Origin of the sequence: Cupriavidus sp. H39 (assembly GCF_050271075.1) — a bacterium.
Taxonomy (GTDB): domain Bacteria; phylum Pseudomonadota; class Gammaproteobacteria; order Burkholderiales; family Burkholderiaceae; genus Cupriavidus; species Cupriavidus necator_B.
The window spans coordinates 2,056,195-2,082,029 of the sequence record NZ_CP189846.1 but is presented as its reverse complement, the minus strand read 5'-3'; the positions used below and the strand labels follow the sequence as shown (position 1 = coordinate 2,082,029).

Annotated in this window: 22 protein-coding genes; 13 read left to right on the top strand and 9 right to left on the bottom strand. The window is 64.3% G+C overall.

Annotation, left to right across the window (positions count from 1 at the left end; genetic code table 11):
- Positions 1-131: 131 nt before the first annotated feature.
- From ACOCMH_RS09850 to ACOCMH_RS09800, 11 genes are all read left to right on the top strand, one after another.
- On the top strand, positions 132-3,434 hold the full coding sequence (locus ACOCMH_RS09850; RefSeq protein ID WP_427306802.1) for a type VI secretion system Vgr family protein: 3,303 nt from the start codon (positions 132-134) through the stop codon (positions 3,432-3,434).
- A gap of 6 nt (positions 3,435-3,440) precedes the next feature.
- Complete coding sequence (locus ACOCMH_RS09845) at positions 3,441-6,428, top strand: phospholipase D-like domain-containing protein (RefSeq protein ID WP_427306801.1); 2,988 nt, start codon at positions 3,441-3,443, stop codon at positions 6,426-6,428.
- A complete protein-coding gene (locus tag ACOCMH_RS09840; protein WP_427306800.1) occupies positions 6,425-7,855 on the top strand; it encodes a T6SS immunity protein Tli4 family protein in 1,431 nt (476 codons plus the stop codon). The genes ACOCMH_RS09845 and ACOCMH_RS09840 overlap by 4 nt, the downstream gene beginning before the upstream one ends.
- Positions 7,856-7,859: 4 nt before the next feature.
- Complete coding sequence (locus ACOCMH_RS09835; RefSeq protein ID WP_427306799.1) at positions 7,860-9,284, top strand: T6SS immunity protein Tli4 family protein; 1,425 nt, start codon at positions 7,860-7,862, stop codon at positions 9,282-9,284.
- Positions 9,285-9,788: 504 nt separating this feature from the next.
- Positions 9,789-10,283 (top strand): hypothetical protein, encoded by a 495-nt coding sequence (locus tag ACOCMH_RS09830; protein WP_427306798.1) that lies wholly within the window; start codon positions 9,789-9,791, stop codon positions 10,281-10,283.
- Complete coding sequence (locus ACOCMH_RS09825; RefSeq protein ID WP_427306797.1) at positions 10,280-10,723, top strand: hypothetical protein; 444 nt, start codon at positions 10,280-10,282, stop codon at positions 10,721-10,723. The genes ACOCMH_RS09830 and ACOCMH_RS09825 overlap by 4 nt, the downstream gene beginning before the upstream one ends.
- A 96-nt stretch (positions 10,724-10,819) precedes the next feature.
- Positions 10,820-11,428 carry a TetR/AcrR family transcriptional regulator gene (locus tag ACOCMH_RS09820; protein WP_427306796.1) on the top strand — a complete coding sequence of 203 codons (609 nt, stop codon included), beginning with the start codon at positions 10,820-10,822 and terminating at the stop codon, positions 11,426-11,428.
- Positions 11,429-11,585: 157 nt separating this feature from the next.
- A complete protein-coding gene (locus tag ACOCMH_RS09815) occupies positions 11,586-12,821 on the top strand; it encodes a YbfB/YjiJ family MFS transporter (RefSeq protein ID WP_427306795.1) in 1,236 nt (411 codons plus the stop codon).
- Between the two features lie 89 nt (positions 12,822-12,910).
- On the top strand, positions 12,911-14,026 hold the full coding sequence (locus ACOCMH_RS09810; protein WP_427306794.1) for an NADH:flavin oxidoreductase/NADH oxidase: 1,116 nt from the start codon (positions 12,911-12,913) through the stop codon (positions 14,024-14,026).
- Between the two features lie 39 nt (positions 14,027-14,065).
- Positions 14,066-14,488: a VOC family protein gene (locus ACOCMH_RS09805; RefSeq protein ID WP_427306793.1), complete on the top strand. Its 423-nt coding sequence runs from the start codon at positions 14,066-14,068 to the stop codon at positions 14,486-14,488.
- Between the two features lie 262 nt (positions 14,489-14,750).
- Positions 14,751-14,918: a hypothetical protein gene (locus tag ACOCMH_RS09800; RefSeq protein ID WP_010812488.1), complete on the top strand. Its 168-nt coding sequence runs from the start codon at positions 14,751-14,753 to the stop codon at positions 14,916-14,918.
- Positions 14,919-14,948: 30 nt separating this feature from the next.
- Here ACOCMH_RS09800 and ACOCMH_RS09795 read toward each other — a convergent pair whose 3' ends face one another.
- From ACOCMH_RS09795 to ACOCMH_RS09775, 5 genes are all read right to left on the bottom strand, one after another.
- Entirely contained in the window at positions 14,949-16,790 is a 1,842-nt protein-coding gene (locus ACOCMH_RS09795) for an ATP-binding response regulator (RefSeq protein ID WP_427306792.1), read from the bottom strand.
- On the bottom strand, positions 16,787-17,419 hold the full coding sequence (locus ACOCMH_RS09790; protein ID WP_427306791.1) for a response regulator: 633 nt from the start codon (positions 17,417-17,419) through the stop codon (positions 16,787-16,789). Before ACOCMH_RS09790 ends, ACOCMH_RS09795 begins: the two co-directional genes overlap by 4 nt.
- Positions 17,420-17,730: 311 nt before the next feature.
- Positions 17,731-19,344: a hypothetical protein gene (locus ACOCMH_RS09785; protein ID WP_427308417.1), complete on the bottom strand. Its 1,614-nt coding sequence runs from the start codon at positions 19,342-19,344 to the stop codon at positions 17,731-17,733.
- A gap of 206 nt (positions 19,345-19,550) precedes the next feature.
- Positions 19,551-20,195: an AraC family transcriptional regulator gene (locus ACOCMH_RS09780; RefSeq protein WP_427306790.1), complete on the bottom strand. Its 645-nt coding sequence runs from the start codon at positions 20,193-20,195 to the stop codon at positions 19,551-19,553.
- 119 nt (positions 20,196-20,314) lie between these two features.
- A complete protein-coding gene (locus ACOCMH_RS09775) occupies positions 20,315-21,031 on the bottom strand; it encodes a Crp/Fnr family transcriptional regulator (protein ID WP_427306789.1) in 717 nt (238 codons plus the stop codon).
- Between the two features lie 210 nt (positions 21,032-21,241).
- Here ACOCMH_RS09775 and ACOCMH_RS09770 point away from each other — a divergent pair, with 210 nt between their 5' ends.
- Complete coding sequence (locus tag ACOCMH_RS09770; protein ID WP_427306788.1) at positions 21,242-22,876, top strand: acyl-CoA synthetase; 1,635 nt, start codon at positions 21,242-21,244, stop codon at positions 22,874-22,876.
- A 34-nt stretch (positions 22,877-22,910) separates the two neighbouring features.
- Here ACOCMH_RS09770 and ACOCMH_RS09765 read toward each other — a convergent pair whose 3' ends face one another.
- Positions 22,911-23,189, bottom strand: coding sequence for a hypothetical protein (locus tag ACOCMH_RS09765; protein ID WP_427306787.1), 279 nt, complete (start codon positions 23,187-23,189; stop codon positions 22,911-22,913).
- Positions 23,190-23,429: 240 nt separating this feature from the next.
- Complete coding sequence (locus tag ACOCMH_RS09760; RefSeq protein ID WP_427306786.1) at positions 23,430-23,678, bottom strand: hypothetical protein; 249 nt, start codon at positions 23,676-23,678, stop codon at positions 23,430-23,432.
- Positions 23,679-23,812: 134 nt separating this feature from the next.
- Here ACOCMH_RS09760 and ACOCMH_RS09755 point away from each other — a divergent pair, with 134 nt between their 5' ends.
- Positions 23,813-24,940, top strand: a complete 1,128-nt coding sequence (locus tag ACOCMH_RS09755; RefSeq protein ID WP_427306785.1) for an AGE family epimerase/isomerase — start codon at positions 23,813-23,815, stop codon at positions 24,938-24,940.
- A 167-nt stretch (positions 24,941-25,107) separates the two neighbouring features.
- Here ACOCMH_RS09755 and ACOCMH_RS09750 read toward each other — a convergent pair whose 3' ends face one another.
- Complete coding sequence (locus tag ACOCMH_RS09750) at positions 25,108-25,353, bottom strand: hypothetical protein (protein ID WP_427306784.1); 246 nt, start codon at positions 25,351-25,353, stop codon at positions 25,108-25,110.
- Between the two features lie 109 nt (positions 25,354-25,462).
- Positions 25,463-25,831, bottom strand: a complete 369-nt coding sequence (locus ACOCMH_RS09745; protein ID WP_062803234.1) for a hypothetical protein — start codon at positions 25,829-25,831, stop codon at positions 25,463-25,465.
- Positions 25,832-25,835: the final 4 nt, after the last annotated feature.

Here is a 25,835-nt window from a genome sequence, read left to right as displayed (position 1 = left end):
AGTACAGAGAAGCGGGGTGGCGGGCCGGCATGCGCCACACCGTGCTTGCAATCCAAGGCGGGCGCCAGCAACGGTAGTTCCGCGGGCATGTCGGCCCCTGAAGCAGTTGCGGCTGCACAAACGGACAGCGAATGGATGTCACCACTCTTTATCAACATCTTTTCAGCGCGGCTCACCGCCTGTATGCCCTGGAAGGTGAAGGCGCGCTGGGCGAGCTCGCCGTCGAAGCCTGGATCGGCCGCGAAGGCGTCTCCGCGCTGAGCGAGTCGCGCATCGTCGCGGTCAGCGCCAATGCCGATATCGCGCTGGACAGCCTGCTCGGCCAGCGGGTCACGCTGCTGACCACGCTCGCCGGCGGCGGCCAGTCGCGCCGCACCGGCCTGATCCGGCAGGCCGAGAAACTCGGCGCCGACGGCAGCCTGGCACGTTATCGCCTGACGGTGGTGCCGTGGCTGTGGCTGACCACGCAGCAGCGCAATAGCCAGGTGTTCCAGAACCGCAAGCTCGACAGCATCATCGAGACCATCTTGCAGCCCTATGCGCCGCACGCGCAATGGCGCTACGCGGCAGGTGCTGAAGCGCGCATCGCCACCATCGGCGAGCGCGCCCATGTCGCGCAGTTCCGCGAGACTGACTACCACTTCCTGTCGCGCCTGCTGGCCGAGGCCGGCCTGGGCTATACCGTCGTCGAAGACGAAGAATCGCCCAGCGGGCATGCCGTGGTGATCTTTGCCGACAGCGCTCAGTTGCCGGAAGACGAAGAATCCGCCGCGGGCGTCGGCATTCGTTTCCATCGTGCGCACAGCCAGGAATCGGCCGACGCCATCCAGCAGCTGGCGTGCGAGACCCGCGCGACCGTTGGCTGCGTGGCGGTGACGGCATGGGACCCGGAGGCCAAGCGCGCCATCCGCGGCCATGCGCCGGCACGTTACGTTGGCAATGCGGGCCGAGCGGTGAGCCCGGATCCGTACCTGTCCGTCAGCCTGTCATTGGCGCCGGACGCGGCGAGCGCGCAGCGTGTCGCCGAGCAGGTGATCGAAGCCGTCGAGGCCCGCGCGCTGCTGTTCACCGGCCGTGCGTCCGTGCGCACGTTGCGCAGCGGCATGCGCCTGACCGTCACCGGCTGCCCGCACCTGCCGCTGCAGGACGACGACGCGGCAGGCTATCCGCTGCTGCTTGACGCGGTGGAGCACTGCGGCATCAACAACCTGGCTGCCGACACAAGCGCCGCGCTGGCCGATCGCATGGGGCCGCTCGAGGCAGCGTTGTGTTTCGAAGCACCGCCGGTGGCACCGGACGCCGCGGTGGCAACGCCCGGCCTGCTGGGCGTGCTGCCGTCGGCTCCCGAGCCAGTGCGCCTGGCGCCAACGCAAGCGCTGCAGACAGTTGCCCGGGAGCAGGGCTACGCCGCCATTTTCCGCGCCATCGACGCCCGCCGCCCATGGCGCGCCTGCGTGCTCGACGTCAATTGCCCACGCCTTTACAGCCGCTCCAGCCCGCTGGGGGTACATAGCGCGATCGTCGTCGGTCCCGATGGCCAGTCCCAGGCCGAAGGCAACGCCGAACACCACGCCAGCCCCGCCGGCGAGATCCGCGTGCGCTTCCACTGGCAGCGCGGCGAGCGCGCCGACGACCGCAGCAGCCGCTGGATCCGCGTCGCACAGCGCCAGGCCGGCCCCGGCATGGGCTGGCAGTGGCTGCCGCGCATCGGCCAGGAAGTGCTGGTCAAGTTCGCCGACGACGATATCGACCAGCCTTTCGTCATCGGCGCGCTGTACAACGGCCAGGGTGAAGCCGGTCACGCGCCCACGCCCGGCGGCAAAAACGCCCCGGCGGGCGGCGACAGCCAGTCTCTGTACGCGCAGGGCACGGACAGCGCAGCCAGCGCGCAAGGCAACCTCGCCGGTGGCAACAGCCCCGCCTGGCACGGTCTGGGCGCCCAGCCCGACGGTCATCGCAATGCCGCGGCGCTGACTGGCTTCAAGAGCCAGGAACACGGTGGCAAGGGCTATAACCAGCTGGTGCTGGACGACAGCGACAACCAACTGCGCACGCAACTGGCGACCACGCTGCAATCAACCCAGCTCAACCTCGGCCACCTGATTCACCAGCAGGACAACCGCCGCGGCAGCTTCCGCGGCCAGGGCTTCGAGCTGCGCACCGACGGCCACGCCGCCGTGCGCGGCCAGGGCGGGTTGCTGCTGACCACTTACCGCGACGCCGCCACTGGCAAGGCCCTGCCCACCGGCGACAACGCCGCGGGCATCGCGCTGCTGCGCCAGGCGAGCGACCTCGTCAAGACCCTGAGCCAGGGCGCGACCACGCATCAGGCCCAGGCGCTGTCGACCGGCAAGGATGACGAATCCCCCTTGCCGAAGCAGACCCAGGCCGCCTCCGGCATGGTCGACGGCCAATCGCTGGAAGCGGCCAAGGACGATGCCTCCGGTGGAAACACCACGACCCCAGGCAAGGTCCCGCACCAGGCCGCGGCCATGGTGCACCTGAACGGCCGAGCCGGGCTGGCCATGGTCGCCGGCCAGGACCTGCAGATCGCCAACGGCGAGAGCGTGGCGCTGGCCAGCGGCCTGGACAGCAACATCGCGGTTGCCGGCCGGGCCCGAGTCCATGCGGGGCAGGCGATCGGCGTGGCCGCGGGGTTGTCGGGGGCGGGGGATAACAACATTGGCCTGCAGCTGACGGCGGGCCAGGATGATATTGATATCCAGGCGCAGCATGATCTGCTGAAGCTGGCGGCGCGGGATGATTTGACCGTGGTGTCGGCCAATATGAACGTGGATTTCGCCGCGGCGAAGCGAATCCGTATTGCCACCGCGGGCGGGGCTTCGATCTTGATCGAAGGCGGGAATATTACTGTGGAGTGTCCGGGGGCGATTACTTATAAGGCGGCGCAGAGGAAGTTTGAAGGGGCGGTGAATACTGCCTACCCGCTTCCCGAGTTTCCCCAAGCCCCGATGCCGTACAAGCCCATGGAGTTCCGCATGCGCCTGGCAAATACCCCGGGTGAAGGGGGGCACGCGCTGGCACACGCGCCCTGGAAGATCGCTGTCGGGGAGGCGCCGCTGGGACTCGGCATGGTGGGTGACGACGAATTGGTGGCACATGGAGTCACCGATGCTGACGGTAACGTGACACTCAGCCAGGCTCAGCAGGAAGCCCTTGCGCGCGCCTATTGTGCCAGTCCAGCCAATACCTGGCTGGTATATCCCGGCCAGACCGTACGCGTGCACGTTGCCGAGCAGGATCCGGCGTGGACGGATGCGGAGGCAGCACGCCACGCACTCAATGCCGGTGACTTCAGTGGTGGACTGCCGCAATCCATGTCGGACGACAATACGCAGCAACGGCTACGCTATGCGCGCGATGCGCTCGCCGCCGGGTCGTCCAATCAGATCTACAAGAAACTCAGTAAATAAGAAGCTATGGGTGCGCCAGACAAGCAGGTGTATCAGATCCTTGGTGAAGACCAGAAGGCCGCAAAGACGGCGACTTCCGCGCCCGGCTGCTTCGTGCACGACAAGGATGTTTTCTCCGAGCCCCTGAAGGGCAACGCGGTGCAGTTCTTTGTCACGGGAACCGAGTACTTCGACAACGTTGCGGCGGCGATCGAGGGGGCGCGGTCCAGCGTTTTCATCACCGGCTGGCAGGTGAATTTCGATGTCGTGCTGACCGGCAAGAAGTCGCTCTGGACCTGCCTGCGTACTGCCGTCAAGAACGGGGCCAGTGTCTATGTCATGCCTTGGATGTCTCCCAAGGTTGGCGTCGACACGGGCGACCTGGAAACCGCGCTGACGGTGATCCAGCTCAACGCCGGTCTGCCGGCGCCGCGCGCCTTCGTGCTGCCGGCGGTGTCGCAGTGCGATCAGCCTGGCGCCTTGGGCATTGCCTTCTCGCACCACCAGAAGCTGGTGGTTATCGACAACAAGTTTGCGTTCGTGGGCGGCATCGACCTCGCTTACGGCAGGCGGGACGATGGCAAGTATTCGCTCAAGGCAGAGGGACGGCAGGGCAGCGAGTTCTATAACACTTGCGTGCCACCGATCCATAGCCTCAGCAGCGTAGAACAAACGGCATACCTGACACGCGCCGAACTGGTGGCGGCCTGCTTCGACAACAAGGGCGGCCGCGCGGCGCAGTTCCTGCTATCCGCTCCAATGAAGCCGCTGGCTGGCGCGATGGACGTGTATTCCGCGGCGAGCGACAAGGTCAAGGACGTCAACAAGCAGATCTCTGATTGGTGGGTCACCAGCGACGTCGTGCCGGAGTTCGTGCGAAAGGCCCAGGACAAGGTCATCGACGTGGCCCAGGAAACCGCAGCCGAAGCAAGCAAGTGGGCCTATCAGCAGCTGGGCGCAGCCCTGCAGACCAAGGTGGAAAAATTGCGCGAATACGGCGGCGCACAATTGGCCGATGCAACTACCGCACTGATGGCCTGGCTGAATGGCGCCACCCTTGACAGCTTGCCGCCCAGCCTGCTGCAAGATACAGCCGATACGATCCAGGCCTTTGTCATGCGCCTGGTGCTCGCCCTGCAGGCCGAAGGCAGCCAGCGCAAGCAGTGCTACGCGAACCTGGAGAAGCTCGGCAAGCTGTTGCCAGCCGGCGGAAAGTGCCATGACAGCAACGTACAGCCCCGGATGCCCTGGCATGACGTGCATTGCCGAATCGAAGGGCCATCGGTTTATGACCTGAGCCGCAATTTCGTACGGCGCTGGAATGGCGTGGCCCTGCAGTATGAGCGCAGCGATGGCAGGACGGTCGACGCACTGCTGCGGCAACTCGGCATCACGGCCCGTCTCAAGGCACCCCGCATTGGGCCTGCGCACCGGCCCGTCCGATCCAAGACTTTGCCGGGGTCATGCTGGGTCCAGGTGCTCCGAAGCGCCCCGAAAAAGATGAGGGCAGCCGAAGCCGCCGGCGAGGCGGAAAAGACTACGCCGAGCGTAGCGGAAAGCGGCTGCCTGAGCGCAATGCTGAAGAACATCGAGGGCGCATCGCATTTTATTTATATTGAGGGCCAGTTCTTTCAGTCCGATCATGGGAGCACGATGATCGGGCAAGAGGAGGCAGGCGGCGGTGCGCCCATGTCAGGGCCGATGCGCGCGTTGATGGACGTCAAGGGCTCACCGGGATATCAAAAGTACGCCGCGCAGCTCGGTATTCTTGACGTGCCGCCGGGCCAGATCTACAAGACCCTCAAATGGAGCCAGATCGATGATGTCCAGCGCGACATCAAGGGCGGCGGTGCCGATTTTGTCAATGACCTGAAGCGGGTCATGGCCACGCAGGCGCAAATTGCCGGCTTTGGCGCTCTGGGGCCGTCTCAGAAGTCCCTGAAGAATCCGATTTGCAAGGCATTGGGTGATCGTATTACGCGTGCCATTTACGATGGCAAGCCGTTCCATGTCTACATGGTGCTGCCCGTACATCCAGAAGGGACACTGGATACGATCAACATCATGACGCAGCAGCATTTGACGATGCAGTCGCTGGTGTTTGGCAGCCACAGTCTGGTGAATCGGATCCGGCGCGCGCTGTTGGCGATGAAGTATGCGCGTGAGCGGAAGATGGAGGTGAAGAAGGCGAGGGATATCGCGAACATTGTGAGTGCTTCTGAGCTTGAAGACCAGATTGGTCTGCAAGACTGGAGGCAGTACCTCACATTGCTCAATTTGCGAAATTGGGACGTTCTAAAGAGCCGTCCGGTGACCGAGCAAATTTACGTTCACAGTAAGCTTCTTATCGCGGATGACCGGGTCGTTGTTTTGGGTAGCGCAAATATCAATGACAGAAGTCAGATTGGTGACCGCGACTCCGAACTTGCTGTTGTTATTCACGATGATGAAGCAGTTTCCGTAAGCTTGGACGGTCAACATGTGCAGTCAGTCGGGAAGTTCGCCCACAATCTACGTAAGGAGTTGTGGAAAAAGCACTTCGGGCTGAAGGCCGGGGCGAATCAGGCCAGTAATCTGATGCCCTATTTGGATCAACCAGCGTGCCAAAAGACATGGATGGCGATACAAGCCGTAGCACGTGACAATGCTACACTTTATCAAGCTGCATTTCCATTTCTCCCTAAGATAAATGCACAAACTTCTATCTGGCCGACGTGGCGCAAGGACCTTAACAGGCTTGGCGGCTATATGCCATTTAACGAGCGATTCTGGCGCGCTCCCCAGGCTCGCGACGAGTGTTTCACCTGGGATGCCAGGCAGTTGCTATCTGAGCACGTACCAACAGGGATTCGGGGCTTCATCGTATCTTTTCCGGTAAGCTGGACGCTGGGGGAAAACAATAACTCGGGGATGAGTTTAATCACATTGGCAAATATTAATTCAGATGCTGAAATGGATGGCGCTGTGCGAACAGCTGTACTAAATACATCCGAGGTGAACCGGAAAAACGCATGAGCGAACGTCAAGCACAGGGAAGGACGCATATCGAACTGGTAGGGTTGGGGAAGCGTCAGAAAAAAATGATATTGCTTCTTACAATAATGTTGGCTGCTTGTGGGCAGAGTGGCCAAGCACGGGAACCCAAGACCAGAATGGGAGTCGATCGATTTGGTAATCGCGTGGAAATACAAAATCCAACTCACGAGAATCGGATTGAGGCGACTTTTCCAGGATATGTCACCCAAGACGGTAGCCGTGCAGAGTGCTTTGGCCGTTTGATGTTCGACGTGTCTGCAAAGAGCGCGGTGGAGTGGGCCGTGTCTTCAAAGACCGGCTACCAAGGAAGTTTTGAAAGTTTATTTCAGCACTTCGATAATGGTACAGGCCGTGGTCGGATCGAACTGGAGACGTTGGAGTTAACAACATCATTTGCAGTGTTCGGTCCGGTCACATCTGAATTGCGTGAGGAATTTCTTTCATATAGAAGTCGTAGAAATTCCGCGTTACTAGCCAATCTTCAGAGATTTCTTGCGGAACAAAAAAAGGAAGAAGAGATTTTTCGGCCTAATCCTCCAGGGCCAAATACGATGGCTAATATTGCGGCAGATATTGCCAAAACCGAGCGAGATATTTCTGATCTCAAAACTGATCGGTATCGGAAAGCTATTGATTTGGGGCGTCCAGGCAGCATCGCATTTCGCCATGATCAGCGTCGCGGCGGAGCGTCATATCTTCGGGGTGCCATTATATTGGACCAACATCTAGTTGCGTTTGAATCAATGTTGCGTGGTGACATCCCGCAGTTCGAAGAGCCAACCGAAGCTCAATGGCAAGTCGCAGAGAACGCCCTGCGCAAACTGATCAGCCAACTCCAACCCCGCGACCTCTACGAAATCCCCAAGGACCGAGGCTTCTGCTTGCCCTATGCCTTCCTGCGCGACGACGGCACCTATGGCAACAAGATCTCCACCTCCTTCCGCTTTGCCGACAGCCCGGCAGTGATCTACACGCTTAGTGTTGCCTCGATTCCCGACGGTGGTGCATCGGAAACCACGATCTTGAATGCAACAGGCCGCTCGGCGACCGGCATACTGAGCCAACTGCCTGAGAACACCACGGTGAAGCAGCGTCTAGGTCCCCGACCTGCCAAGATCGGTGCATTGAACTCGGAGCAGGGCGGCATCGTCGTGGAAGCCAAGCGTCCAGGCCAGCCGCCGCGCGAGGGCTATCACGTGTACACGGGATATGCCGGTTGGGCAGGCTCGCAGATCTTGCCGACCATCGAGGTGACGATGGAGTCTGCAGCGCGTGCTGCCTACCCCAAGCTGACGACGGATGCGCCACCCTATGAGCAGGCACGTCCACGACTGGATGCATTGCTCAAGAGCATTCGGCTGCGGCCGACGACGCCGCCGATGCCGGAATTGGTGGGCATCCAGTAGTGTGGTGACCAAGTTGCGAATTCCTGACCTGGCAAGGGATCCAGCATCGAGGCCGAAGCGCGCATGGCATTTCGGCCTGGTAGGCCTGGCGGCCATGACCATGGCTGCGTGCGGGCAAAGCGAACAGGTGCACGAACCCAAGACCACGATGGGTACTGATCGTTTCGGTAATCGTGTAGAGATACCGAATCCCAGCCGACAAGATCGCCTACAGGCTACTATACCCGGCTATTCGACGCCGGACGGTAGCCATACAGAGTGTTTTGGTCGACAAATTTTTGACACACCAAGTAAGTCGACTTTTTACTGGGCTATCCCCTCAAAGGCCAGCGATGGCACGTTCGAAAGTTTGTCTCAACGTTTCAATGATGGAACAGGTCGCGGAAATATTGAGGTCGAGACCAAGGAATTGCTAACTCAGTTCGCAGTATACGGCCCTATTACAGAGGAGTTGCGCCAGAGTTTTTTTTCATACAGGGCCGATAATAATGAAGCGCTGCTGCGTAACCTGGGGCGCTCTCTTAAGGTATTGCAAGAAAGGGAGGAGCGCTTTCGGCCAAATCCTCCTGGCCCTAATACGATGGCTAATCTCGGCGCTGAGATCGCAGCGACAAAAAAAAGCATTGCGGATCTTAAAGCAGATCAATACCGAAAATTGATTGACCTTGGACGTGCCAACAGTTTGGCGTTTCGTGCCGAGCTTAACGCCGCCGAGCCATACATGCACGGTGCGGTCGTATTGCGTGAACACATTGTAGCATTCCAGTCAATGCTCAGAGGTATTGAGAACTATGCTGAACCAACCGAGAATCAATGGCAAGTCGCCGAGAATGCCCTACGCCAGCTAATTAGCCAACTCCAACCCCGCGACCTCTACGAGATCCCCAAGGACCGAGGCTTCTGCCTGCCCTATGCCTTCCTGCGTGACGACGGCACTTATGGCAACAAGATCTCCACCTCCTTCCGCTTTGCCGACAGCCCGGCCGTGATCTACACGCTCAGTGTTGCCTCGATTCCCGGCGGTGGTGCATCGGAAACCACGATCCTGAATGCAACTGGCCGCTCGGCAACCGGCATCCTGAGCCAACTGCCTGAGAACACGACGGTGAAGCAGCGTTTGGGTCCCCGACCTGCCAAGATCGGTGCATTGAGCTCGGAGCAGGGCGGCATCGTAGTGGAAGCCAAGCGTCCAGGCCAGCCGCCGCGGGAGGGCTATCACGTGTACACGGGATATGCCGGTTGGGCGGGCTCGCAGATCTTGCCGACCATCGAGGTGACGATGGAGTCTGCAGCGCGTGCTGCCTACCCCAAGCTGACGATGGATGCACCGCCCTATGAGCAGGCCCGCCCACGGCTGGATGCCTTGCTCAAGAGCATTCGGCTGCGGCCGACGACGCCGCCGATGCCGGAATTGGTGGGCATCCAATAGTGTGGTGACCAAGTGGCGAATTCCAGAAATGGCAATGGATCCAGCATCGAGGCCCAAGCGCGCATGGCATTTCGGCCTCGTGTATCTGGCCGCCATAACGACGGCCGCGTGCGGGCAAGGTGGACAGGCGCACGAACCCAAGACCACGATGGGTACTGATCGTTTCGGCAATCGTGTCGAGGTACTGACCCCAAGTCGTGAAGATCGATTGAAGGCCATGGCCACAAGTCATGTCACGCCGGTGGGTACCCATATAGAGTGCTTCGGGCGGCTAAGCATCGATGTGCCGGAAAAGATGTCATTGGAATGGGCTATTCCAGCTGAGACCAGTGATATGGGAGCCTTCGAGGGACTTTCCCAGCATTTTAATGACGGCACCGGCAAAAGGGGTACATCGAGATCGAAACCAAAGAACTACGCACCACGTTCGCAGTGTATGGCCCAGTTTCACTTGAGTTGCGCGAGGAGGTGTTTTCCTATAGAAGTCGCCGGAATACTGCTTTATTGGACAATCTGCAGCGATTACTAAAGGAAAAGAAAGAGCGGAATGAGCGTTTTCGAGCGAACCATGTGGATCCTGATACGATAGCAAGTGTCGAAGAGGATATTGCCAAGTCTGAGAAGCGCATCGCCGATCTCAAGGCAGACCATTACCGAAAAGCGATGGATCTTGGCCGTCCCCATAGCATGGCGTTTCGCCATGATCAGCGTCGCGGCGGCGTTTCATACCTACGGGGCGCTATCATTTTGGGCAATCATTTGGTCGCTTTTGAGTCGATGCTCAGAGCAGACATTCCGCAGTTCGAAGAGCCGACCGAAGCTCAATGGCAAGTCGCAGAGAACGCCCTGCGCAAACTGATCAGCCAACTCCAACCCCGCGACCTCTACGAAATCCCCAAGGACCCAGGCTTCTGCCTACCCTATGCCTTCCTGCGTGACGACGGCACCTATGGCAACAAGATCTCCACCTCCTTCCGCTTTGCCGACAGCCCGCCGTGATCTACACGCTTAGTGTTGCCTCGATTCCCGGCGGTGGTGCATCGGAAACCACGATCTTGAATGCAACAGGCCGCTCGGCGACCGGCATCCTGAGCCAACTGCCTGAGGACACTACGGTGAAGCAACGTTTGGGTCCTCGTCCTGCGAAGATCGGTGCATTGACCTCGGAGCAGGGCGGCATCGTAGTGGAAGCTAAGCGTCCAGGCCAGCCGCTGCGGGAGGGCTATCACGTGTACACGGGATATGCCGGATGGGCGGGCTCGCAGATCTTGCCGACCATCGAGGTGACGATGGAGTCTGCAGCGCGTGCTGCCTACCCCAGGCTGACGACGGATGCGCCACCCTATGAGCAGGCCCGGCCACGGCTGGATGCCTTGCTCAAGAGCATTCGGTTGCGGCCGACGACGCCGCCGATGCCGGAATTGGTGGGCGTGCAATAGCGGGCGGAGCGAGAAGCCTACCCGGCAAAGTTCTTGTGTTTTGTATCGATCGATCTATAATCCCATTCCATACCGATCGATACAAAACCATCAACCATGGCCCGCCCCCGCAAATTCAACGAACAGGCAGCCCTCACCGCCGCCCTGGACGCCTTTTGGGCGCGCGGCTATGAAGCCACATCTACCCGCGACCTGACCACGGCAATGGGCATGACCCAGCCGAGCCTGTACAACGCGTTCGGCGACAAGCGATCGCTGTTCCTTTCAGCGCTGGATGGCTATCTCGACGGTACGGTGCGGGAGCGCATGGCACGGCTGGAGGCGACGTTACCTCCCGCAGGGTCCATCACCGCTTATTTCTCCGAGAGTATCGAGCGGTCCCTGGCCGATCCGCTGCACCGTGGTTGCCTGCTGGTGAACACGGCGCTGGAGGTCACGCCCGACGCCACTGACCTGCAACAGACCGTGGCGAGCGCCTTCGCGGAGATCCGCGATTTCTTCCGGCGCCAGTTCTCCGCTGCGCAGCAAGCGGGAGAAGTGGATAACGCCCTGTCGGCAGACGACGTTTCGGCGCAATTGCTTGCCGTTCTGCTTGGCGTGCGCGTGCTGGCGCGCGTCGCGCCGCAGCGCGAACTGCTGGAGGGCGGGGTGCGGCCGATGCTGGCGTTGCTGGGATTGCCGCCATTGACCTCTGACTCCGGCTGATCTTTTCCAGCCCCTTTCCCTGACTTTTCATCCGTAGACGCCATGCACGCGGCCCGGGCCACGTGCGGGTGAGCTGCATTCTTTTTTCGGCCCCATGTCTCTGGGGCCGATGGCCCCGTCTTGCCTGCTGCAAGACAAGCGGACACTGGAGAACACGATGTCCCGACCTCTCTCTGCGCCGCGGCCATGTGCCATTGCCGCGGCACCGCTAAGTCTGCGCGACCTCTACGCGGCTTTCTCCGGTCTTTGCGCCAGCCTGGTGGCGATCGGTCTTGCGCGCTTTGCCTATACCGCGCTGGTGCCGCCGCTGATCCAGGCGCACTGGTTTCCCGCGGCGCAAACGGTGGCACTGGGCGCAGCCAATTTCGCCGGCTATCTCGCCGGTGCCTTGCTGGGGCGACCGCTGGTGTCGGTCTGGTCGAACCGGACGGTACTGCGCGGGCTGATGCTGGCGGCCACGGTGGCGTTCTTTGCTTGCGCGTGGCCGTTGTCGGTGGCGTGGTTCTTTGCGTGGCGCTTTATTTCGGGCGTGGCAGGCGGCGGGATCATGGTGCTGGTGGCGACGTCGATCCTGCCGCATATCCCCGCGCCGCGCCGCGGCTTGGCGATGGGCACGATCTTTGTGGGCCTTGGCCTGGGCATTGCCGCATCCGGCACGCTGGTGCCGCGCCTGCTGCAGTTCGGCTTGCGTGAAACGTGGTTGGGATTGGGGGCGCTGGCGCTGGTATTGACGGCATTGAGCTGGTTCGGCTGGCCAGGACAGTTGCCGCAGTCCGCGGGCAGCACGGGCACGACGCCGAACCCGTCAATGTCGATCGCGCCCGCCACGCGCCGCAGGTTGCGCGTGCTGTACGCCCAGTACGCCATCAATGCCATCGGGCTGGTGCCGGCGATGATGCTGTTGGTCGATCTGGTCGCGCGCGGCCTGGGCCGTGGCAGCAGTGTGGGGGCGTCTTACTGGGTGCTGTATGGCATCGGCGCGATTGCGGGGCCGATGGCATGCGGCCTTGCCGGGGACCGGCTCGGCTTTGGAGCCACGTACCGGGGCGCGCTGCTGTTGCAGGGACTGGCCACGGCGGTGCTGGCGCTGTCCGGCCATCCGGTGGCGCTCGGCGTGGCCGCGGTGGTGCTTGGCGCGTTTACGCCAGGCATTGCGCCGCTGGGACTGGGCAGAATCCAGGAACTGCTGCCGCATGATCCGGCGGCGCAGCGTGCGGCGTGGAGCCATGCCACCAGTGCCTTTGCACTGTTCCAGGCGCTGGCGGGCTATGGCTATGCATGGATGTTTGCGCATTCGCACGAGAACTACGCACTGATCTTCGGCTGTGGCGCGGTGGCGGTGGCGCTGGCCCTGGCTGTGGGATCGCTTGCGGAGCGCCGCACGAGGCGCTGAGCGGCGGCCGGCAGCAAATCCGGCATCGGCCTAGAATCCGGAGTTCGTGCCCCAATGGGCAGCAAGATTTCTTGCAAGGAGCATTACGCATGAGCCATTTGTTCGAGCCGCTAGCCATCGGCAATCTCACAATCGCCAATCGCATCACCATCGCGCCGATGTGCCAGTATTCCGCGCAGGACGGCAATGCCGGCGACTGGCACATGATCCACCTGGGTTCGCTGGCGCTGTCGGGCGCGGGCATGCTGATCGTCGAGGCCACGGCGGTCTCCGCGGAGGGGCGCATCACGCCGCAAGACCTGGGCTTGTATTCCGACGATAACGAGGCGGCAATGGGCCGCGTGATCCGCGCGATGCGCGCGCATTCGCCGATCGCCATTGCGATCCAGCTCGGGCACGCCGGCCGCAAGGCGTCGAGCCAGGCGCCCTGGGATGGCGGGCAGCAGATTGCGCCGGATGCGCCCGGTGGCTGGCATACGGTGGCGCCTTCGGCGGTGCCGCATGGCGCGACAGAAGTCGCGCCCGTCGCGCTCGATCGTGCCGGCATGGACAAGGTGCGCGATGACTTCGTCGCCGCGGCAAAGCGCGCGGCGCGGCTGGGGCTCGACGGGATCGAGATCCATGCCGCGCACGGCTACCTGCTGCACCAGTTCCTGTCACCGCTGGCCAACCATCGCGACGACGAATACGGCGGCAGCCTGGAGAACCGCATGCGCTTCCCGATCGAGGTGTTCGATGCGGTGCGCGAGGCGTTCCCGGCGCAGCGGCCGGTGTGGATGCGCATCTCGGCAACGGACTGGGTGCCGGGCGGATGGGATATCGAAGGAACGGTGGCGCTATCGAAGGCGCTGAAGGCGCGCGGCTGCGCGGCGATCCATGTGACGACCGGCGGCGTGTCGCCGCAGCAGGCCATCAAGCTGGGACCGGGCTACCAGGTACCCTACGCGCAGCGCGTGAAGGCCGAAGTGGGATTGCCAACCATCGCGGTAGGCCTGATTACGGAGCCTGAGCAGGCCGAGGCCATCATCGCCAACCACGAGGCCGACGCGGTGTCGCTGGCCCGGGCCATGCTGTACGACCCGCGCTGGCCGTGGCATGCGGCGGCGCGGCTGGGTGCCAGCGTGCAGGCGCCCAAGCAATACTGGCGGTCGCAGCCACGCGAACTGAAGGACCTGTTCGACGGCGCGGCCTTCGGGCAGCGCTAGGCTGCCTGGTCGACAAGTGAGCGACAAGGAGGTACTGCCATGAAGCCACGGATTACGTTGATCACGCTGGGTGTCGATGACCTGCCGCGTGCGGTGCGCTTTTATCGCGACGGCTTAGGCCTGCCTACCGCGGGCATTGTGGGCGAGCAGTTCGAGCACGGCGCGGTGGCTTTCTTCGACCTGCAGGCCGGCCTGAAGCTGGCGGTGTGGCCGCGCGCCAGCCTGGCGCATGACGCCGGGCTGCAAGTGACCCCGCGCGCGCAGACCGATTTTTCGCTGGCCCACAACGTCAGCGACAAGGCGGAGGTGGATGCGGTGATGGCGCAGGCGCTGGCCGCGGGCGCCAGCGTGGTCAAGCCGGCGCAGGACACGTTCTGGGGCGGCTACGCCGGCTATTTCCACGATCCCGACGGGCATCTGTGGGAAATCGCCTGGAACCCCGAGATGCTGCCCGCGGATTGAGACTGTCCGCTGCGCCGCGCGGCTTGGGCCGCGGCCAATGTATCAAGACATGGCCATGGAGGCTGCACCGCGACTGGTGCAGCGCCGCAAAGGGATTTCCATGATTGCCACGCTCCGCCGAAGTGGTGACTATCCTTTCAAGAGACAGCCATAGCATGCTGGCGACGGAGCGCCCCCACGCAGTTCCGCAACACCCCACGCATTCGCCCCGTCGTCAGCCCACCGAAGTAAAGCAATAAGAACAATGGCAAGGGAGACGTCCATGCAAGTCTATGACAGCCTGCTGTATGTGACTGCGATGGTGCTGGTGTGTTTGTATGTCTATCTCGGCGTGCTCTCCCGCAGCACGGCGATCCGCCTGGGATCCCCGGCGATCGTGGCGGGACTGGTGCTGGCCTATTCGCTGTCGCCGCTGCATTCGGGCGGCTGACAGTCCCGGCCCGGTGTGACCGGGCGCGGTTCATTTCGCCACCGCCGCCTGGCGGTCCGGAGCGCCTTTGCCCTGCGTCGCGGCCTCGCGCAGCAGGGTGTCGATGGCCGCCTGCAACTCTTGCGGCACCACGGGCTTGTGCAGCAGTGCGGTGCCGGTCGCATGCGCGGTGCGCAGGCGGTCCGCGGCGGTGTCCCCAGTGATGATGATGGCCGGCACATGTCGGCCCAACTGTTGCCGGATCGCATCCAGCGCCTGCTGGCCGGTGCGGTGTCCGCGCAGGCGGTAATCCGCCAGCACCAGCCCCGGCGTGAACGCGGCCAGCGCCGCCAGGGCTTCCTCTTCGGATTCAGCCGTGCGGCACTCGCAGCGCCATGCCGACAGCAGTTCGGACATGGCGCCGCGGATGGCCTCGTCATCATCGATCACCAGGACCCGCAGTCCATCGAGCGAGTGCGCTGCCAGCGGGCGCGGGGTGTCTTCCGGCGCGTCCCAGGCTTGCGGCATGTGGAAGCGGAACACTGAGCCACGCCCGGGGCGAGAGACCAGCGTCACGCGCGTCTGCATCGTATGGGCAAGGCCGTCGACAATGGCCAGCCCCAGTCCAAGCCCCTTGCGCTGGTCGCGCTCCGGATTGCCCAGTTGGTGAAACTCGCGAAAGATGTCGCGGTGCTGCGCCGCGGGGATGCCGATGCCGGTGTCCCAGACTTCGATGGCCGCACGCGCGCCGCGCTGGCGACAGGCCACCAGCACGCCCCCCCGCTGCGTATAGCGGATGGCGTTGGCGATCAGGTTGCGCAGCACCAGTTCGACCAGCGTTGGGTCGCCATGGAGCGTAACGGTGGTATCGCGCGTGCGGTACACCAGCCCGCGTGCCTCGGCCTGCGGCGCGAATTCGTTTTCCAGCTTGCGCAGCAGTGGCTGCAGGCGGAACGGGCGCGCGCGGGGCGTGACCACACCGGCTTCCAGCTTGGAAAAGTCGAGCAGCGAGTTCAGCATCTCGCGCGCCGCGCCCGAAGAGGCTTCGATATGCGCCAGCAACTGGCGCTGGCGTTCATCCAGCCCGGTGCGGCCGAGCGATACCAGGAACAGTCCCATCGCATGCAGCGGCTGGCGCAGGTCATGGCTGGCCGACGCCAGAAACACCGACTTGGCCCGGCTGGCGTCTTCGGCCGCGTGCTGCGCGGCCTCGGCGCGGGCGGTCTGCTCGCGCAACTGCGAGATCAGTTCCACGTTCTCGAAGCGCAATGCAATCGACTGCCGCGCTACGCGCGCATAGTTGCGCGCAAAGACCAGCAGCACGCAGAGGTACAGCGGCGTGCCGAGGAACATCGGCAGGTATTCGACATCGCCGGTGGCGAGGAACACCACCCAGACCGGCACGATCGCCGGCAGGAAGAAAGCGATCGCCACCGGCAGGCATGCCGAGAACACCGCGAGCGCGGCCGCGCTCATGCCCGCGATCAGCGACAGGATGCAGATCACCACCGCCGGCATGCGCACATCCAGGTATAGCCACGCGACCAGGCCCCACAGGGCCCCGATCAGCGCGAGCGTGGCGGTCATGCCGTGCGCATAGCGCGCCGCCCCCGCTTCGGTCAGCCTGCCGGGCAGCCGCAGGCGCCCGAAGTACGCAATCGCGCAAGCCACCACCATCGCGCAAGCCCAGGGCAGGGCGCCGGGACGATCGCCGCTCAGCATCAGGCCCGCGGCCAGGATAATCGCCGCCAGCGAGCAGCCCACCATCGCGATGCCGAAGCTCTGGTCGATCAGGCTCATCTGCGCGGCGAGCAGCCGCGGCGCATCGTAGCGGGGGAGCCAGCGCAGCCGCGGGCGTGCCGCAGCGGCCGGGTCTGTTGTCTGCGCTGTCATCGCGCCGCCTGCACCAGGCCGCGTCGCTGGGCTTCGAGGATGGCTTCCACGCGGCTGACCACGCCCAGATGATCAAGGATGGCCGCGACATGGACGCGCACGGTGTTTTCCGACAGGCCCATATGGTAGGCAATGACCTTGTTCGAGCGGCCCAACGTCAGTTGATGCAGCACCTCCAGCTGGCGCGGCGTGAGCGTGCTGGCCGCGTAGGACGCCTGGGCCGGTGCCCCGGCATCCGCCTCGCCGGAAAAATGCGAGCCTCCGGCCAGGCAGCACGCAATGGCTTCCTCGATCTCGCGCGCGTCGGCGGACTTCGGCAAAAAGCCCGCAATCTCGCGCCGGACCTCGGCCGGGATGGCTTCCAGCCCCGAAGTGCCCGAGACGATCACGATGCGCGCCGCCGGAAAATGCCGGCGCAACACCTTGACGCCCTCGATGCCGTTCAGGCCTGGCATCTGGATATCGAGCAGCACGATGTCGACCGCCGCGCCGCGATGGTCCTGCACCGCCTGCATGACCGAACCTGCCTCGATGATATGCGCCACGCTGGGACTGTCGGCCAGCACCAGGCGCAGTCCGGTGCGGAACAGGGTATGGTCGTCGATCAGCAGCAGGCGGGCGTCGGGCATGGGGCAAGGGGTGGTGGGACGGGCAAAACATTGGACAAGAATCCCCGGCGCTTGTCCATGCAACCGTTTTGGGGCGTGACTAGTCCGGAAAGATTATTGGCCACGGGCAAAGGCAATGCCAAGATGTGAGTTGCGGGCAGTTCCGCGACGTGCCCGCACCACTTTCAGTTACCCACTACCACCCGGCTGTGGGTATTTTTTTGCGTGCACACTGGAGCGGGGTTGGCATGGCAAAAAAAAGCCGGCACCGCATGGACGGTGCCGGCTTGCTGTGGTCCGGGCACAAGGTGCCCGGACAAAGCTCGATGAGATTACGGGCGGCCGACCGAAATATCGTAATAGGACCCGTTTACGGCGATGCCGAAGGTCAGTCCGGTATTGCCGGGGACCATCGAAATCATCTCCGGAATATTGGGAGTGCCGCCGGCACGATAGCGAAGGCCATTCGCCGGCACGTTCTGCTTCCAGGTGTCCAGGCGGCTGTCTTCCAAGCGCTTGCGGGTGTAAGTGCCGGCCTGAGCATCAATCGACTGCGTAGTGGTAGTCCACACCGATGGACCGTTCAGGAAGAGTTTCACGCCGGAGTAGAACACCGAATCCCAGTACGAGCCCGTCGTCCCCACCACCGGCAGCGCGCGAGCAATCTGCTTGGCGGCAATCATGAAGCCGTCTGCGTGCGTGATGACGACCATCACCTGCCCGTCGGTCCCCTTGAACCCGTAGGCGGATTGCGAGCCGAAGCTGTCGGCGATCTTGAAGCTGCCGTCGGCGTTGGTGCTGATCGTCGGCAGTTCATTGGGTAGCCAGGCTTCGCAGGTGTCGACGCCGAAGCAGTCCTTGCCGGCGGTTACCTTGCCCGCCGCGTCGATGCTGAAGGTTACCCGGCGCGGCATGTATGCCGAAGCGCTGTCGCCACGTTCCATGCCCAGGCCGTTCCAGTTGCCTGCCAGGTCAGCCAGCGGGATTTCTTGTGCCGGCATCAGCAGGGTTGGCAGCTGGGGCAGGGTGCCCGCGGTCGGCACGATCAAGGTTACCCCGGACTTTGAAACCAGTGCGGTATCCGTGGTGTTGCCTGCTCCCGGCACGGTGAAGCGGCACGCCTCGGCCGTGCTGGCGGTGAAGGGGATTGACTCAGTGCCGATCTGTAGCTTCAGCGCGGCAGCATCGAAGTCGCCTGCTTCGGCGGCCGCGGTGCCCAATTCGATCACACGGTATTTGCCGGCCTTGAGCCCCGCGCAGCTAGCCGCTGCCGGTTGCAGCGCAGTCTGGATCGCGGTAGCGCCGGCATTGGAGGCAACTGCCGAAGACAACTCGTTCAGGGTGGTCTGGCTGGCCTCCAGGCGATCGCCCAGCTGGTCCAGCAGCTTGTCCTGCGCATTGCCGGCGTTGGCGCCATTGGCGGCCACCAGCGGATCCTTGAGCGGGTCGACGCTGGTCAGGTCGACCACGCCAGTCAGCACCAGTCGCACCGCCTCCGTGGCGCTGGCCAGGCCGTTGGAAGTCAGCTTGGCCTGCGCGCTGGCGTCGAACTGATCGAAGAAGGCCGTGGTGGTGCCCTGCGCCAGCGAGGCGGTCACCAGTTCGGTCAGCGGGGTGATATTGGCCACGGCCGTGGTGCCGGTGCCGGCCTCGACCACCGAATGCAGCGTGGTGCCGTCAGGCGTCTTGACGCTGAGCACGCACGGACGCGTGGCGCTTTCGATGCTGAGCGTGAAGGTACCGTCCGCGGCGGTTGTGGCCGTGCCGCCGCCCGCCGCGCATTTGGCCTGGACGGTGGCACCGCCCAACGCGGCACCCACGGCCGCGGTGCCGCTGATCTTCGTGGTGGCGGGCGCCTTGGTGGGCGTCGAGTCTCCGCCACCGCCTCCGCAGGCGGTCAGTACGGCCGCCGCCAGACCCGTCAAAAACAGACGTTTTGTTTTCATCCCTGTATTGTTTTTTGTGGTTCTTGTTATGGCAGGGCGCTGCGACATGGAACACTGGCTCATGCCGGACCCCGCCCACAGGGCGGCTGACCCACCCTGCGGGCGCGATTCTGCGTGAAATGCCTCAACCTGCCCAACCCGCGTTGAGGTGATTGACAAAGTGCACGAGGCGTGGCGGGTGGCTTGCCGCCAAGGGAAGAAAGGGGTCAGGCTGCCGCCTGGGCGAGCCCCGGCCACGTTGGCCGCGATGCAAGTGCCCGGCCACCGGCGCGGCAATCTTCGAGCAGCCGTACGGCATCGATCCCGAACCAGTCGTGCCACCCGCGTGCCAGGGCGCTGGCGGACCGCAGGCCCGCCTGTGCGGCCAGCTGGTCCAGCGCGGGCACCGGGCCGCCGGCGCTGGCCAGCGCATGCAGCGCCAGGGCGGCACGTTGCTCGCGCAGCAGCGGATGCAACGCCTCGCCTTCGGCAAAAAGCCGGGCGCGGACCATGCGTGCCGGCACTTGCCATTGCGCTGCCAGGCGCTCGGCGTTCCAATCGGTCTCGGGGCGGGAAAAGACCAGCCCGGCAAACTGGCGCGACCAGGGGCGGTCGGCGGGCTTGCCCGCCAGGCGCGGGCATTCGCTGTCGGGTACGGCGGTCAGGACGATGGCGCAGGGTTGCTGCCAGGTTCCCGGCAGGTCGCAGTCAAAGTGGGCGAAGGCGTGCACCACGAACGGGTCGCCGGGCCGCACTTCGCGTCGCGCGTTGGCGTCGCGCAGGCTGGCCGTACCGTGCAGGGCTTGCACATGGACGGCAAAGGGAAAGCGCAGGCGGGCAAAGCGGACGTGGTGACGGCTGACAAGCGGCATGCGGAGGACGACCCGGAAGCTGGCGGCGTTGCGGCGGGTAACTGTCGCAGGATTCGGTGGCCAGCGCAAGGCCGCGGACCTCGCGTTCGAAGCCAGCGCAGCCGCCGGCGCCTGCGGCGTTACAGGTCCGACATCCCGAAGTGGCGCAGCCGTGGCAGGTCGGTCACGCGGATGCTTTGGTACGACAAGTGCACCATGCCCGCATCGGCCAGGCGGCGCAGCGCCTGGTTGACGCGCTGGCGCGAGAGCCCGGTGAGCAGGCCGATCTCTTCCTGCGACAGTTCCAGTACCGGGCTGGTGCGCGGATACAGGTCCGGATGGAACAGTTGGGCGATCGCTTGCGCCACGCGCGCATCGGCCCCCAGCAGCCGGTCGTTCTGCACGGTGGCGATGAACTGGCCCATGCGCTCGTTGAGCTGACGCACGACAAAGCTGGCGAACGGCAGGCTCTGGGCCAGCAGTGTGTTGAACACCGGCTCAGGCACCAGCAGCACCTGCGCGTCGCGGATCGCGATCACGTCATAGCGGCGGTCTTCGCGCTTGATCACGCTGCCTTCGCCGCACCAGCCGCCGGCGGGCACGCCCGAGAAGGTGCAGCCGCGGCCGTCGGGCGTGTACACGGCGAGCTTGATCAGGCCGCGGTCCACGCCGATCCAGTGGCGCGAAGGCTGCCCGCGCCGCGCGATGAAACTGCCCGCGGCAAAGGACTGCAGCAGGGTTTCGCGCTCGGCAAGGGCCTGGTGCGCAGGGGCGAGCGCGCTGAACCAGGCATGGCCGGCAAGGACCGCGACCGGGGCCGGGGTGGGGACGGAAGTGGGGTCTGGGGGGGCGCTCATGACATGGACGGGGCGCGCCGCGCCGCATCCTGTAAGAATCGTGTAAGCCTTGCCTGGCGCGGGTTTGCGGCAGGTTTGTCGTCTCGACGACAGTGCGCCGGCGTGTGCGATGATAGCCTTGTGCCAGAAAAAGTGACAGCGCCGCAAGGCGCCCCAATGACAGCGCCCCGAATGACCCGGGATGACCCCGATAAGGCGGAGACACAAGCAATGCCCACCGATTTCGACAGCGGCCTGGCCCGCAACGCGGCCAATTTCGTGCCGCTTACGCCCATTGATTTCCTGGTCCGCGCCGCCGAGGTGTACGGCGACCGCCTGGCCATCGTGCATGGACCGCTGCGCCAGAACTGGCGCGACACCTGTGCGCGCGCGCGGCGCCTGGCCAGCGCGCTGGCACGCGCCGGCATCGGCAAGGGCGATACCGTGGCCGCGCTGCTGCCCAATACGCCGGCCATGGTGGAAGCGCATTTCGGCGTGCCGATGGCCGGTGCCGTGCTCAATGCGCTGAATATCCGCCTTGACGCCGCCAACCTGCTCTTCATGCTGCGCCATGGCGAAGCGCGCGTGCTGCTGGCCGATACCGAGTTCGCCGACGTCGCGAAGCAGATGGCGCAGGAGCTCCCCGGCCTGAAGGTCATTGCCGTGCATGACGTGCTCGGTCCGCAGGAAGCACCGTTCGGCGATACCGACTACGAAGCCTTCCTCGCCGGCGGCGATCCGGCGTACGTCTGGCAAATGCCCGCCGACGAGTGGGATGCGATCGCGCTGAACTACACCTCAGGCACCACCGGCGATCCCAAGGGCGTGGTCTACCATCACCGCGGCGCAGCCATCAATGCCGTGTCCAATATCCTGGAATGGGACCTGCCCAAGCACCCGGTCTACCTGTGGACACTGCCGATGTTCCACTGCAACGGGTGGTGCTTCCCGTGGACGGTGGCGGCGCGCGCGGGCGTCAATGTGTGCCTGCGCAAGTTCGAGCCCAAGCTGGTGTTCGACCTGATGCGCGAAGAGGGCGTGACTCACTACTGCGCCGCGCCGATCGTGCATACCGCGCTGGTCAACGCACCGCCTGCATGGCGCGAGGGCGTGCGCGGACCGGTGCGCGGCATGGTGGCCGGCGCGCCGCCGCCCGCCGCGGTGCTGGCGCAGATGGAGGCGATGGGATTCGAGCTGACCCACGTCTACGGCCTGACCGAGGTCTACGGCCCGGCCGCGGTCTGCGCCGAGCAGGACGACTGGAGCACCCTGTCCGAGCAGGACCGTGCGGTCAAGAAGGCGCGCCAGGGCGTGCGCTATCACCTGCAGTCGCAGGTCGCGGTGCTCGATCCCGATTCCATGCAGCCGGTGCCGGCCGATGGCGAGACCATCGGCGAGATCATGTTCCGCGGCAACATCTGCATGAAGGGCTACCTCAAGAACGAGAAGGCCACGCGCGAAGCCTTCGCCGGCGGCTGGTTCCATACCGGCGACCTGGGCGTGTGCATGCCCGACGGCTATATCAAGATCAAGGACCGCAGCAAGGACATCATCATTTCCGGCGGCGAGAACATCTCGAGCGTGGAAGTGGAAGACGCGCTCTACCGGCATCCTGCCGTGCTCGCCGCTGCGGTGGTGGCGCAGCCCGATGCCAAGTGGGGCGAGACGCCGTGCGCCTTTGTCGAACTGAAGGACGGGGCCAGCGTCAGCGCGGAGGAACTGATTGCGCATTGCCGCACGCTGCTGGCGGGGTTCAAGGTGCCCAAGGCGGTCTACTTCGGCCCCTTGCCCAAGACCTCCACCGGCAAGATCCAGAAATTCGAACTGCGCCGCAAGGTGAAGTCAGGATCGGCGATCGACGTCTGAGATGCAAGCGGCGCCATGCCGGCGCCGCGTCCGTTCAGCGCGCCCGCACCTCGGGCGGCGTTCCCATTCTGGGCGGCTGGTGCCAGTCCGGCCCGATGTCGGGGAACACCTCGCATTCGCCGCGCACGATGCTCTCGATGGTGGCGCATACGCATTCGGTGCCGCGCGGTCCCACGCAGACCAGGCTGCGCGGATGGTCGCTGTGCTGCGGAATGGCATAGACCCGCATGCCCTCGCGGAACAGGGGGTGCTTGGTGAGGCGTTCGTTCATCAGTTCAACGAAGCGCTGAGGCGTGACGACCGGCTTGTCCATTGCATGCTCCTGCGGCCTTGGCACCGTACCCATTTCTTGGGGCGGCATGGCGACCAGGTCAGTAGAGGCCAGGAAGATGGCAGGCAGGTGGCAGAAAAGCGCACCGGGCAGCAGCGCTTGCCCGGGACGTGGCCGGAATGAAGAAGCGCGGGCAATGCATCGCCCGCGTTGCCACTGCCACGCTTTCAGACTAGGTTACGCGGCGCGTAGTGCAAGTGAATCGCGCTGTTTTTTGCCGGTTCAGGTGACGCGCAATTCGCCTGCGGCGCGCGGGCCGTTCAGGATGCCGTTGCCGGCGGCCCAGCATGCGGCTTCGGCCTCCGCATAAGACCTGTAGGTGTCCGGTGCCGCCACCGTGCAGTCCTCGTCGGCGGCGCCGCAGCGTTCCTCCATGACGATGCGCCAGGTGAACTGGCCCGGTGCGGCCTCCAGGACATGGAGCAGCAGGGTGCGGTGGTCATCGGTCAGCGTGAGAGGCAAAGTCGACATGGGTGTCTCCCGTTCGCAGGTAGGCGCATTGATGCTAGCAACAGCGCGCCGCAAATGCCATGGGGGATTTCGGACGCGCCGTGGCAAGATACGGCCTTTGCGGCAGTCGCCGCGCTGGATCTTGTCGCCTGAACATGCCTCTTTCGCCCGAGTTCAACCAACGGATCGCCGCCCTGACGGCGCACTACGATGCCGTGGTGCTGCCGCTGTGGACCGCCTCCGGCTGGAATCCCGACCTGTTGCTGCCCTATGAGGCGCTCGACGGCGGCAGCGCCGCGCCGCTGCCGCCGTCGCGCTATCGCGCCATGGCCTGTGCGCGCCAGTTGTACGTGTTCTCGCTGGCCGGCCACCAGGCGCACGCCGATACGCTGTTCGGCTCGCTGCAGGCCTACTTCGGCAGTGGCGAGGGCGCATGGCTCTACAGCGTCGATCCTGCCGGCGCGCCGCTCGACAGCACGCGCGACCTCTACACCCATGCCTTCGTGATCTTTGCCTGCGCCGTCTACTACGCGCGCGGCGGCAACGCGGATGCCCTGGAGGTGCTCGATGAAACCGTCGATATCGTCGAGGACCGCTTCGCTGACGGACAGGGCCTGTACCACGCCGCGCTGACCGAACAGTTCCGGGCCAAGGGCGCCGGCGTGCTGCAGAACCCCATCATGCACCTCACCGAGGCCTACCTGGCCGCGCTGGATGCCACTGGTGACGAGTGGTACGCGGAACGCCTGCGCGAGATCGCGATGGCGGTGCATGAGCGCTTTGTCGATCCCGCCAGCGGCTGCGTGGCGGAGCTGCCGCAAGGCAGCGCGGACAACCGCATCGAGCCCGGGCACCAGTTCGAATGGTTTTCGCTGGTGGCGAGCCGCCCGGCGTTGTTTGGCGATCTGCCGCTGTCGGACGACCTGCGCCGGGCCTTTGCCTTCGCGCAGCAGCATGGCGTGGCAGCGGGCACGCTGGGTGTCTGCGCGGCGCTGGATGCAGGCGGCGCACGCATCGACGGCACCGAGCGCATCTGGGCACAGACCGAATTCGCGCGAGCGCTGGCGCTGGATGGCTCGGCACAGTCGCTGGCCGTGCTGGCAGACTGGGCCGCGCAGTTCCGCAGCCGTTTCTTGTCTGCGCAGGGGTGGCATGAGTGCCTGGCGCCGACCAGCGACGTGGTGCGCGCGGAGATGCCCTCGACCTCCCCCTATCACCTGGCCACGTCTTACCAGGCACTGGCCGCGCTGGCAGGGCTGCCATGGCCCGCACAGGCGGCATGATCCGGCCCGGGCGGCATGCCGGCGCGGACCAATGCGTTGTCAATTCTTTGCAGTTGCCGGAAGGGCGCGCGTCTACACTCGAGCCCGCGCTCCGGCCCGCATCGCAATCCTTCTTAACTACCTGGTCGTCGTTCTGAAGTTGCGGGCGCGGGCGCGCCTGCCCTGGCTCAGCGGGCGCTGGCCTGCTGCAGCCGCTCGGCGTGCTGGGCCGACTGGAGTCGTTGCGACGATGGCGCGGGGGTATTTGCCTGGAGCAGGCCAGCGCCTTGCGGCTTGACGCGGACGGCCATTTGCTCGACCCGCTTCTGGGCCTGCGTTTCGGCGTGGTCGTTCAGGATCAGGCACAGCAGCGTCAGCAAGGCTGCTGTGATCATGCTCAGCGCAATCCAGGCCAGGCAGTGCTTGCGTTCCATGGTGGCGGACAGTGGGGCGTCATCAGTGCGCGCAGTTTAAGCGCGCGTGCGCCGGGCGATTGTCAACCTTTGCAAACGCAGCTGGCGTGCAGCTGCCCGCCGGCCGCCCTTATTCCGTTACGCCGTGCTCGTGCAGCAGCCGCTCGCATTCCTCGAGCATGTCGTAGGCGAACGCAGACTGGTAGTTCGGGTCTAGCGCTTCCATCATTTCGTGCGCGGCGTAGAGGCCGGCTTCGCGCGACAGGGTCTCGGCGAGTTGCCGCGCAAACTGGTCGCTCAATTCAGACAGCAGGCGCCGCTCTGACAGCGGCAGTTGCAGTTTCGAGCGCGACAGCCATTCGCCGGCCAGCGTGGCGCCCTGGGCGTCGGTCATCCACTTGCGGTGTTCGTAGTAGGCCGACAGGCGTTCCGCGGCCAGCGCGAACAGCAGCGCCTTGCGGGTATTGAAATCGATCCGGCGGGGTGGGGCGAGGGTCATGCTT